At 37.7% G+C, this 11,807-nt stretch carries 12 protein-coding genes; 6 read left to right on the top strand and 6 right to left on the bottom strand.

Translation table 11 applies throughout. From position 1 onward, the window contains the following. The coding region (locus IQ226_RS26065) for a hypothetical protein (protein WP_370567217.1) at positions 1 to 496 on the bottom strand (496 nt) is incomplete at its 3' end. On the opposite strand from IQ226_RS26065, the gene IQ226_RS25785 reads away from it, so the two are divergent. Next, positions 426 to 3,533, top strand: coding sequence for a bluetail domain-containing putative surface protein (locus IQ226_RS25785; RefSeq protein WP_370567216.1), 3,108 nt, complete (start codon positions 426 to 428; stop codon positions 3,531 to 3,533). The two genes, IQ226_RS26065 and IQ226_RS25785, sit on opposite strands and share 71 nt — an antisense overlap. A 487-nt stretch (positions 3,534 to 4,020) precedes the next feature. Here the strand turns inward: IQ226_RS25785 and IQ226_RS25735 are convergent, their stop codons facing one another. Continuing rightward, positions 4,021 to 4,143 (bottom strand): hypothetical protein, encoded by a 123-nt coding sequence (locus IQ226_RS25735; protein WP_255539997.1) that lies wholly within the window; start codon positions 4,141 to 4,143, stop codon positions 4,021 to 4,023. A 340-nt stretch (positions 4,144 to 4,483) separates the two neighbouring features. Between IQ226_RS25735 and IQ226_RS22750 the strand changes: the two genes are divergently transcribed. From IQ226_RS22750 to IQ226_RS22740, 3 genes are all read left to right on the top strand, one after another. Beyond that, positions 4,484 to 4,708, top strand: coding sequence for a DUF433 domain-containing protein (locus IQ226_RS22750; protein ID WP_193899186.1), 225 nt, complete (start codon positions 4,484 to 4,486; stop codon positions 4,706 to 4,708). 213 nt (positions 4,709 to 4,921) lie between these two features. Further along, positions 4,922 to 5,236, top strand: coding sequence for a hypothetical protein (locus tag IQ226_RS22745; protein ID WP_193899184.1), 315 nt, complete (start codon positions 4,922 to 4,924; stop codon positions 5,234 to 5,236). Next, positions 5,211 to 5,597 carry a DUF6516 family protein gene (locus tag IQ226_RS22740; RefSeq protein WP_193899182.1) on the top strand — a complete coding sequence of 129 codons (387 nt, stop codon included), beginning with the start codon at positions 5,211 to 5,213 and terminating at the stop codon, positions 5,595 to 5,597. The genes IQ226_RS22745 and IQ226_RS22740 overlap by 26 nt, the downstream gene beginning before the upstream one ends. Before the next feature lie 882 nt (positions 5,598 to 6,479). On the opposite strand, the gene IQ226_RS22735 is transcribed toward IQ226_RS22740, so the two are convergent. After that, on the bottom strand, positions 6,480 to 7,109 hold the full coding sequence (locus tag IQ226_RS22735) for a hypothetical protein (RefSeq protein ID WP_193899180.1): 630 nt from the start codon (positions 7,107 to 7,109) through the stop codon (positions 6,480 to 6,482). Positions 7,110 to 7,689: 580 nt separating this feature from the next. Here IQ226_RS22735 and IQ226_RS22730 point away from each other — a divergent pair. Continuing rightward, positions 7,690 to 8,424, top strand: coding sequence for a Uma2 family endonuclease (locus tag IQ226_RS22730; protein WP_193899178.1), 735 nt, complete (start codon positions 7,690 to 7,692; stop codon positions 8,422 to 8,424). 65 nt (positions 8,425 to 8,489) lie between these two features. Next, positions 8,490 to 9,065 (top strand): Uma2 family endonuclease, encoded by a 576-nt coding sequence (locus IQ226_RS22725; RefSeq protein ID WP_193899176.1) that lies wholly within the window; start codon positions 8,490 to 8,492, stop codon positions 9,063 to 9,065. A gap of 246 nt (positions 9,066 to 9,311) precedes the next feature. On the opposite strand, the gene IQ226_RS22720 is transcribed toward IQ226_RS22725, so the two are convergent. From IQ226_RS22720 to IQ226_RS22710, 3 genes are all read right to left on the bottom strand, one after another. Beyond that, positions 9,312 to 9,827, bottom strand: coding sequence for a peptidylprolyl isomerase (locus tag IQ226_RS22720; RefSeq protein ID WP_168466901.1), 516 nt, complete (start codon positions 9,825 to 9,827; stop codon positions 9,312 to 9,314). A gap of 319 nt (positions 9,828 to 10,146) precedes the next feature. Beyond that, positions 10,147 to 10,725, bottom strand: coding sequence for a hypothetical protein (locus tag IQ226_RS22715; protein WP_039201021.1), 579 nt, complete (start codon positions 10,723 to 10,725; stop codon positions 10,147 to 10,149). A 61-nt stretch (positions 10,726 to 10,786) separates the two neighbouring features. After that, complete coding sequence (locus tag IQ226_RS22710; protein WP_168466902.1) at positions 10,787 to 11,365, bottom strand: Uma2 family endonuclease; 579 nt, start codon at positions 11,363 to 11,365, stop codon at positions 10,787 to 10,789. Positions 11,366 to 11,807: the final 442 nt, after the last annotated feature.

Below are 11,807 nucleotides of genomic sequence, written 5' to 3'. Positions count from 1 at the left end.
CTCCTGCTAGTAATATACCTATAGGTATAACAAAACCAGCAACACCTCCTGCTAGTAATATACCTATAGGTATAACAAAACCAGCAACACCTCCTGCTAGTAATATACCTATAGGTATAACAAAACCAGCAACACCTCCTGCTAGTAATATACCTATAGGTATAACAAAACCCGTAACACCTCCTGCTAGTAGTACACCTGTAGCTACAACAAAACCCGCAACACCTCCTGCTAGTAGTACACCTGTAGCTACAACAAAACCCGCAACACCTCCTGCTAGTAGTACACCTGTAGCTACAACAAAACCCGCAACACCTCCTGCTAGTAGTACACCTGTAGCTACAACAAAACCAGCAACACCTCCTGCTAGTAGTACACCTGTAGCTGGTTCGACAACAGATACAACAGCCCCCTTAGCTCCAAGGATAAGTCCAACAAAGGACGGGAAGAATGTTAGTGTTGATGCTAACCTAGTGATTGAGTTTAATGAACTCATTAAAATAGGCACAGGCAAGATTAAAATTGTTAGTAATTCCTCCGAGAGAGAAATTTGGGTAAATGATACAAGAAAGGTAACTATTGATGGAAAGATATTAACTATCAACTTGGCGCAAGATTTAGCATACGACACAGAATATCATGTATTAATTGACAGCACTGCAATTACGGATTTAGCCGGTAATAACTATAGAGGTATTAATGATAATGCTAGTTGGAGATTCAAAACTGTTGCAAAACAAGCAACTACAACACCTACTCCTAGTAATACACTTGTAACTACAGGAAAAACCGCACCACTCCCTGATAGCAATACATCTGTATCTAAAAATACTAGCACAACTCTAAGTATTTACGGTGGCAACGCCGAGCAAAATGAAGGAAATCCGTTCTCACTGTCATCATCGTTAACAGAAAAGGAGATTACCTTTACAGTTAAGCGTTCCGGTAACAGTCAAAGTACAGTTAAATGGTCGGTTAAACAAATCGGCGATCATGCTGCTGACTCTAAGGACTTTGTTGGAGGTAAATTTCCATCAGGAACTGTTATGTTTAGCGGAATGGAAAAGGAAAAAACAATCTCAATTTCAGTTAATCCAGATTCTGATTATGAACAAGACGAAAAATTTAGTGTCATCCTTTATGAAGCTGAAGGTGCAACTATTGACATAGGTGAAGCGATCGGTACTATCAAAAATGATGATCAACAATCAGGACCAATTATTACAAAACCACCACTACCTACTGTTACATTGAATTCGTCAAGTAGTGAGACTGAGGGAAACACTAAATTGGTTTATACCTTCACTCGGACAGATAGTGAAAATAAACCTCTGAGTGAAACATTAAGAGTGTACTTTAGAGTTCGTGTGGACATTTTTGAACGAGAAAAACTACAAGTACAAGCATCTGATAAGTGGTTTCCCCTTCTTACTTTTGCTGAACCTGACGGTCCCCACCAATATATTGGATACATTGATTTTGCACCAAATCAAAAAACGACCACTCTTACGATCACGCCCAACAATGCTAACAGAAACAGTTATAAGATAGATAATGTATCTGTATCTTTAACTTTCAAAAACAATTATGAGATTAATTATGAGATTGGTACAAGGGGTAATCCTGTACAGGATAATCCTGTACAAACGATTAAAATTAGTGGTCAGCAGTTTCGATTCTATAATACAAAAGGTGAAATCTTATCTCAGAGTTATGCAAGTTTCAACCCTTCTGCTAAAACCATATTGTTTATTAGCGATTTTTATTTTTCGCCGACCCCTAACGATTCAGAAATAATAAAGCAATACGAGATCAAAAATAAAGGTGCAAATATTTTTCGTATTGACTGGTCAAAAAGTGATTGGGGAGAAGTACCCCTTTTATCATATAGTAAAGCTAAAGAGGAAATAAAAACTGTAGGTAAGTCCATTGCTGATTATTTGATCAAAAAAGGTTTAGATCCTAGTAATATAGAATTAGTAGGACACGGTTTAGGCGCTCATGTTGCCGGTATAGCTGCTAATAAAATAGCTGCTCACTACGAAAAAAACTATCATGCTCATCACAGAAAGAAGATAGACTTAATCGTAGGGTTAAATGCAAGTGGATTAGATAAAAAGATTCCCTTGCAAGATCGTCTGGATAAAAGTGATGCAACAAGAGTAGTTGGTATTCATACAAACTCCGACAGTTTTGGGTTTGATGATCCAAACCCATATGGACATCTGGATGTATATGTAAAAGATGGGAAAAATGAGGATTTAGCAAACCCTATAAAGGTAGCATTGTTGGAAGTAGGAAAGGAAATATCCTGGGAGGTAGTGAAATTATCCTCAACTTCTTTAAACACAACCTTAATGAGAAAGATTATTTTCGATAAACTAAACTCAAAAAAACTGATTTCAAATGATAAAGTTAAAAAATCAATAGAAGGAATTTCTGACGCATCAATAAGCGGACTGATAGGCGGATTGAAGGAATGGAATGAATCGGCAAAAGAGATCGTAAAGAGCGTAGGATTAGAGATAGCAAAGTCCTTAGTAGAAAGGGCAATTCCTATTGCAAAACCACTTTTTCTAGTTTACGATTTAGTGAGTAGCGCATACAAGGGTGCATATAATGAGCATAAAGAAGCTCATGATTATGCAACAGAAATATATAAAAGCTTGCTAGAAGGACGCGACTATGATCCAACAAGCCAGCAAAGCAAAAATCTATTTGGGACATTTGGACTAAATGATATTTCTAATAGCAAAGAAGGTCGTGGCGATATTTATAGCGTCAATAATCTTAACTTGTCTGGAAAAAGTGGCAATGATACCTTATATGGCGGTCGGGGAGATGATTTGTTAGCCGGCGGTTTTGGATCTGATACCTTGTATGGTAATTATGGAAATGACGAATTATATGGCGATCCGGGAAATGATTTCTTGAACGGGTTTGATGGAAATGATATCTTGAACGGGGGTAATGGAAATGACGAATTGCACGGGGGTGATGGAAATGATTTCTTATATGGCGATGACGGAGAACACAATTTACTAACGTCCAATGACAAATTATATGGCGGTGAAGGAAATGATTTCTTAAACGGTGGTTTTGGATCTGATACCTTGTATGGAGGTGATGGTGCAGATAGTTTTGATTATAGGAATTTGAAAGATTCTGTTTTTCATAACATGGATATTATTAAAGACTTCGAGACTCGTGATGATTCCTTCGTTGTTTCCACCAAGCCATCTAGTTTCTTCAAAAAAACAGAAATTATTTATTCCAAGTTGACTGATGAAGATGCAATTTTGGATGCAATTAAATTAGATAAGAGTTCATTTAAAGCTAATGCTGCTGCTCAAATTTCTTTTGATCACTTTACTTCAGTACCATCAGTGGGATACATATCTACCGGAAATACCAGAACTTTTGTAGTAATTAATGATTCGATAGCTGGTTTTCAGCAGAATAATGATGCCATTATTGAGGTAACAGGACTAACAGGTAATTTAGGATCTAATAACTTTATTGTTATAAATTAATTACCGTCAAATTAGCCACTTTATTTGAGTGCGGTCTCTCATCCATAGAGTTATTTCAGATCCCCGACTTCTTAGAGAAGTTGGGGATCTAAGCGAGGATAAATTACATCCTGTCAACTATAAGACAAATTCCCACAGCGATCGCTCGAATTAACCACCGAATACCTCATCCTGTAAATCCTGAAATCCTGTAAATCCTGATTCAGACAAATTCCCACAGCGATCGCTCAAGAATTTAGCAGGGGCGATCGCTCGAATTAACCACCGAATACCTCATCCTGAAAATCCTAAAATCCTGTAAATCCTGATTCAAACAATTTCCCATAGCGATCGCTCATCATTAATTATCCTCAAATTAGCAACCTCATCCCGTAAATCCTAAAATCCTGGAAATCCTGATTCAGACAACCAGAGCGATCGCTACCAATTAATCACCATCAAATTAGCAACCTCATCCTGTAAATCCTGAAATCCTGGAAATTCTGATTCAGACAAATTCCCACAGCGATCGCTCATCATTAATTATCCTCAAATTAGAAACCTCATCCCGTAAATCCTGAAATCCTGTAAATCCTGATTCAAACAAATTCCCACAGCGATCGCTCATCATTAATTATCCTCAAATTAGCAACCTCATCCCGTAAATCCTGAAATCCTGTAAATCCTGATTCAGACAAATTCCCACAGCGATCGCTCATCATTAATTATCCTCAAATTAGCAACCTCATCCTGTAAATCCTGAAATCCTGGAAATCCTGATTCAGACAATTAATTATCCTCAAATTAACAACCTTATTGTGGTGCGATTAGAGTTATTTCATATCCCCGACTTCTTAGAGAAGTCGGGGATATAAGCGATGATAAATCACATCCTGGAAATCCTCATGTAGCTTGCGCCAAGCTATCAGACAAATGCTACAATTAATCAGTAACGACAAACAGTAAACAAAATGGAAAGTAGAATAACTATTCATCCAGACATTTGTAATGGACGACCCATTATTACTAATACTCGAATTTCTGTACAAACAATTATGGAGTTTTTAGGCGCTGGTGATTCAATTGAGGAAATTCTGGAAGAGTACCCCTCTCTACAACGAGAAGATATTCATGCTTGTATTCAATTTGCAGCAAAGTTGATGGGGAATCATTATCAAGTGAGAAAAATCGCATGAATGGGTTTTTATTCGATGAAATTTTAGTGGCTGATCATCAGTTAATTAATGTTTATTTGGATCAGATTGAAGCTTGTAAATAATTAATGTTTGATACTAGAAAGCGATCGCTTAAAATGATAAATCACATCTTGCAAGCTATCAGACAATTTCCCTGCGCCACGCTATCAGACAAATGCTATAATTAATTAGTAACGACAAGAAGTAAACCTTATGTTACAAGTACAAATTAAATCTGATTCTCCCGACGTTGAAATCGTCCAAAACCTAATTAAAGGAGCTATTGAATCTGAGATTAAAAATTTACAAAGATCCTTAGAGAAAACTAATAAATTATTGCAAGAATTTGAAACAAAATATCAAGTTTCATCGGAATTTTTCTGGACTAATTGGACAGCAGAAAACCTATCAGGAGGGGACGATGAATATGTAAGTTGGGCAGGAGAAATTAAAATTAAGGAGAAATTAATTAATGCTTTACAAAAGTTGGATACTATAGAATATGTCACTCAACAATTACCAAGCTAATATTGTTGTCATTATTCAAAAATATGTGAACCAAGGGTGGATTATATCCTTTAATTTTTCCTTAGATGCTAGATCAAACTATGTCGGGTTTATCCAGGGAAATTTAGAATTTTCACGGGGGAGTCGCTTATTTTTCAAAGAATATATTGATCTACAAGAATCATTAGAAAAGCTCTCTTATTCATTCCATTATCAAGACAATGAAAACAACTTAATATTTCGCTATGATAATGCCAAACACAAACCTGATTTGGGCTACGCAGATCATAAGCATATTAAAGATGAAATTATCCCATCTACAATTCCGGAGCTTGAACAAGTGATTTTAGAGATTATTAGGGACTATTTAAAGGATAGTTGAAAACTCTCCAATCCTGGTACACTATGCTATCAGACAAATTCCCACAGAGTTATTCAGATCCCCGACTTCTTCAAGAAGTCGGGGATCTAGGGATATAGGGACAGCGATCGCCACCAATTAACCACCGAATACCTCATCCTGTAAATCCTGAAATCCTGGAAATCCTGATTCAGACAAATTCCCACAGCGATCGCCACCAATTAACCACCGGATACCTCATCCTGTAAATCCTGAAATCCTGTAAATCCTGATATGGCCTGCGCCACGCTACGCTATCAGACAATTAATTATCCTCAAATTAACAACCTTATGGTGGTGCGATTAGAGTTATTTCAGATCCCCGACTTCTTAGAGAAGTCGGGGACCTAGGGATATAGGGACAGCGATCGCCACCAATTAACCACCGAATACCTCATCCTGTAAATCCTGAAATCCTGGAAATCCTGATTCAGACAATTAATTATCCTCAAATTAACAACCTTATGGTGGTGCGATTAGAGTTATTTCAGATCCCCGACTTCTTAGAGAAGTCGGGGACTTAGGGATATAGGGACAGCGATCGCCACCAATTAACCACCGGATACCTCATCCTGTAAATCCTGAAATCCTGGAAATCCTGATTCAGACAAATTCCCACAGCGATCGCCACCAATTAACCACCGGATACCTCATCCTGTAAATCCTGAAATCCTGGAAATCCTGATTCAGACAAATTCCCACAGCGATCGCCACCAATTAACCACCGGATACCTCATCCTGTAAATCCTGAAATCCTGGAAATCCTGATTCAGACAAATTCCCACAGCGATCGCCACCAATTAACCACCGGATACCTCATCCTGTAAATCCTGAAATCCTGGAAATCCTGATTCAGACAATTAATCACGGACTATAGGGCAGAGAAGAATGGTGTAGAATAATACGCAATTTACCATCACCACCTCTAACAAACTGCCAGGTTTTATCTACTGTTGTGACTTTACCTGTTTTATCAGTCAGGGAAACATTACCCATAGTGGTAGCAGTATTACCAACAATAAAAATACCAGCGTTGCGAATTTCCACCTTTCGCCATCCTTTGAGAGCAAAACCAGTATCTTGAGGGAAGGAGGAATCACCACCCACAAAATAAGACAAAGCTCCTTTGTGTGTGGTGCGGAAGGTCTGGTCTCCAGTTGTCAAGGTTGGCTTGAACAACACCAATCCCGATTGATAAGCATATGCTTGATCTATTATATTGTCAGCCAATTTTCTAGCAGCGGCTATCCCCTTTTCATCATAGGTGGTACTGATGGAAACCAATGCTTCACCCCAGGCTTTTTGAGCAGCCAGGACTTCAGCCTCAGTAATGGATATATTAACTACTGATGTCTTAGAATTTGATGAGGTCGGCCTAGTGGTGGTACTATTAACTTGACCATGAGCCATTGATGGCGCAGTAACCAACAAGGCTATAGTAGCAGCGGTTACAGAAAGATTGACTTGTAATTGTTTAAAGGGGTTGGTATGCATACTAACAGGAAATATTAAAGGGGAAGTTAAAAAACGTCTCAACAGTATTTAACAACCTTGTGCCAAATCAGTCCAATAGTTACTATAAATAGTTACCATAAGTAATCATTTATGCTATTATCTAATGATCTAAGCTGTTGTGCATTTAATTTGTATAATTCTTGCGGGCAAGATGCCCGCACTACAAGAAATAATAATATTAGGGAACACCAAAAAATAAATTACCCAATTTCGTGGGCTGGGCATCCTTCCCGTCCTTGATGGTTAGGAACGCAAATTTAATAACCTGCAATTCTGATTTAACGTGGAATGGTGCGTTACGCTGTCGCTAACACACCCTACTTTTGCACTTTATTTAATTCACATTCCTTAGCGGGCAATTCGTCCCGCACCACAAGAAATTTTTGGGTATTTTTTTAATTGGAAGTCCCTTAAGGTAAGTTCCTTTTGGTCGAGCAATTTTTAGATCGTGTGGATGACGGCAAAAAGCTATGGCAAATGTTTAAGAGATTTGCGATAATTCAGTGAAAGTAATTGACAATTAATGCTACAATGAACCAATAATTACTTGGTATCATACATGATGATTACTCAAGAACTGGAATTACAAACTAACACATCAGAAGATATATCAGAAGATATCATTTTCCCACCCAGTGACCTATATAGTGATGAACCTCCCGTGGAAACAGAACTGCATTTACGTCAAATTATCCTCCTTTTAAAATGTTTAGAATGGCTGTGGAAGGAAAGAACTGATTTTTATGCTGTAGGAAACTTGAGTATTTACTATAGTCCCCATCAAAAGAAATCAGAAGATGTTAGAGGTCCAGATTTTTTCGTGGTTTTAGGAACAGAACGAAAAACTAGAAAAAGTTGGGTAGTGTGGGAAGAAAATGGCAAATATCCTCATGTCATTGTCGAAATTCTTTCACCAACCACAGCTAAAACTGATAGAGAAACTAAAAAACTACTTTATCAAGATACTTTCCGTACACCTGATTATTTTTGGTTTGATCCTTATACATTGGAATTTGCCGGATTTAATTTAATCAGTGGCAAATATCAACCCTTAGAACCTAACGAAAAAGGACATTTATGGAGTGAAGAATTGGGGTTATATTTAGGAATTTATAAGGGTTTATTAAGATATTTTACATCATCAGGAGTTTTAGTTCCTACACCAGAAGAAAGCGCAGAGATGGAAGCAACAAGAGCAGCAATGGAAGCAGAAAGAGCGAAAATATCAAATGAAAAATCTCAAAGGTTAGCCGCAAAATTGAGAGAGTTAAATATTGATCCAGATAGGATTTAAGGAAATATAAAATCAAATTGTGTTTGTTTTAATTACCCAATTTTGTATATTACGAGGATTATTTTATGCCAATCATGACCCTTAAAGATGTAGAACAAGTCCAAACTGCTTTTAGTGAAGCTGGTTTAGATTACGATGTTGAATTAACAAATGGGAGAATTTCTATTGTGGGTCCATCAGATATTGTATCTAGTGAAATTAGTAGTCGGTTAATTGCTTTTCTCTTCGCTTGGGTAAATCCTCGTCGTTTAGGAAGAGTATTTGATTCTGCTGGGGGTTTTATTTTACCTGATAGCAACCTCACGGCACCAGATGTTTCTTTTGTGCGGGCTGCACGTCTGCGTCAAAGTCCCCGTTATTTTGGGGAACTTGTACCTGATTTAGTAGTAGAAATTAAATCTCAAAGTGATAGAATTAAACCTGTAGTTACTAAAATTCTCAACTTTATTAGATTAGGTGCTGTAATGGGAATTTTAATTGATCCTGATGAAGAAACTGTAACTGTTTATCGTCATCAAGGTGAACCAACTATTTTAAATAATGGCGATATTTTAACTTTACCAGAACTTTTTCCCGGTTGGGAATTAGCCGTTTCTGAATTATGGCCTCCTATTTTTACTGAAGAAGAAACTCAAAGTTAGTTTGTTTGATATGATTAGTTTTTCTGTGGAGTTCTTTCATGAGCAATATAGGATTTTGGGCGTTGCTGAATTGAGGTATGAAATTGAAAAATCAAAAAAATGAAACTCTTACTCTCTGCGACTCTGCGCCTCTGCGTGTTCGCGCAGCGTGCCGTAGGCATAATAAAATCATACTCTTAATCAGCAACGCCGGATTTTGCTTAAAGATAGCGGTGTGCGGAGAAGCCTCCGCACTAATCCTTGATTTTATTCGTGGATAGTTACTTTGATCATTTTAACTGGAGTTTTAGGGCGATCGCCTGCACCCGTGGGAGTAGTTTCAATGGCTTTCAATACATCCATCCCTTCAGTAACTCGACCGAAAACAGGGTGTTTAGATTGACCAGGTGTAAACCAATCCAGATAGTGATTGTGGACAGTGTTGATAAAAAACTGGCAACTACCACTATTAGGTCTCCCTGTATTAGCCATAGAGAGAGTTCCTGGTTCGTTAGAAAGTTTCCCGTCTTCAGGATGCTCATCTTGAATGCACCCATCAGGACTATTGCCTGTACCCGCACGCGGAGAACTAGGATCTTTACTGTAAGGACAACCAAACTGCACCATGAAGTTATTAATCACACGGTGGAAATGCAAACCATCATAAAACCCACTTTTAGCCAATTTGATGAAATTTCCCGCCGTTATGGGCATAACATCGGTAAATAGCTCAAGAGTAATAGTACCAAGGGAAGTTTCTAGAGTTGCGGTGGGATTTGCCATGAATATTGAATTACGAATCTGTGTAATGGGTTAATTTGCAGTCTCCAGTTTACCCAAAATCTGGGAAATAATTTTCACCAACATCCACAATTAACCCAAATTCGCACCATCTACTGTCAAACCAACAACTTCCACTCGTAATGCAAAAACTCAAGCTGAGGTTATTTTATCGGCATTTTAAGTAGCTTGGCACAATTAAATATAAAACCTCTCTCCAAACCTCTCCCCTACCAGGGGAGAGGCTTTGATTCCCCCTTCCCTGGTAGGGAAGGGGGTTGGGGGGGTTAGGTTTATATTATATTTTTTAACGCCCACTTACTTAATCAGGAAAAGCTAAACCAGTTCTCGGATCTCTGATATATAATCCTAGTGTCAAACTCCGCATCACTTCATCCCAAATCGGGATTAATTGCTCTGCTTGATCTGCCCAATAATCAAAGGTAATTAAACATTGAATATTTGAACCCAAACCCACACAAGTCCGAGAAAAAGCTTCCCTGGGTTCAGCTTGAGTGTCAATAAATTTAATTTCACACCACATAATCCGGGCTGTTTGTCGCTTAACAGTAATCACCTCTCCCCTTTCAATCACATCACGGCTGTCATCTTCCATGATTTTTTTCAAAGTGTGTTTAAGAGGAAACAGTGTCCAGTCATTTGGTGGTAAATGATTGTAAGATACCTCTAAACAACAATCATCATCAGGTGGTTTTTTATCCATGAACTTAAAAGATTTTTCTTGTGGTTCAAATACCCAATTTTGGGGAACATTGAAGCGAACCGCGCCTCTCCCAGCTACAAAAATCTTATAATCATCAGTCCCTTCCCAATGATGATCTGGGCTTAATTCTAGGGTTTCTTTAATCCATTGAAGATTGCTTTTTTTCCGCTTGGCCATAGTTTTAATAAGGGATTAAATTTTAACTGACATTTATCAAACTTATGTTGGAAACATATTTTTACGTTTCTATTTCCAATCCTACACCATCATAAAGTATTTCTATGGGAAATTCAAATTCAATACTTGATAAAGTGATGATGTCTCCAGTAGTGTAGGGATAGTAAAGCCACATTCTTCCTTCTCCTCGACAGTAACCTTCAACAGATATTTTTTCGGAATCAATCAAGATGTATTCTTGTAAACTAGGCATTGTTAAATAATATCTGAATTTTTCTCCTCTATCTTTATTACTTGTACCAGGAGAAAGAACTTCAACAATCAATTTAGGGTTTTGAATAAATTTGCGGGCATTAAGATCATCAGGGTGACAACTAACGATAAGATCAGGATAGAAGTATGGGCTTTTAGGAGTAACTTGGACTTTCACATCTGATACATTGACTCGACAACCTCTAGGACGAAGATGAGAGTATAAAGGTCTGTAAAGATTGAGAGCAATATCATTGTGGGGAATTGTCCCACCTGTCATGGCAAAAACTTCACCATTGATGTATTCATAACGAATATCCTGGTTAAGTTCCCATGCAAAATATTCCTCAATGGTCATTTTTGGCAGTTGTTGGGGAATGGCGATCATAGCAGGGTGTTTTTAAGTTTGTTTTGATTATAGCAACTAAGTAGGTTGGCGTTGAAAATTGTCGTTATGGCAAAGCAATAGGCAATAGGCAAGAGTAAAGAGGTTTTGGGCGATTTCACGTTTCTTTACACAGTTTGGTTTTATTGTGTTCACCTACTTACAATTACAATTATTTTCAGGTAAGTTTCGCGCCAAGATAGCAAGGATGAAAATATTTACAAATTATTAAGATTGTTTTCACATTTTGGGGTGTACATAGGAGTTTAAAATAAGTCTAGTATGTTATACGTAGATAAACTTGCCTTAGAGGGTGTTTGAAAAGTTATGGTTGATGTATCAAATATTTTTTACCCCACCCTAACCCTCCCCTTGTAAAGGGGAGGGAACTGGATTTTTATTGTTTCCCCCCTTTACAAGGGGGGACTAAGGGGGGTAGCAATGT

Source organism: Dolichospermum sp. LEGE 00240, from assembly GCF_015207875.1.
Classification (GTDB): Bacteria; Cyanobacteriota; Cyanobacteriia; order Cyanobacteriales; family Nostocaceae; genus Dolichospermum; species Dolichospermum gracile.
Note: the sequence above shows the minus strand (reverse complement) of the source record. Positions and strands in the feature narration are given on the sequence as shown.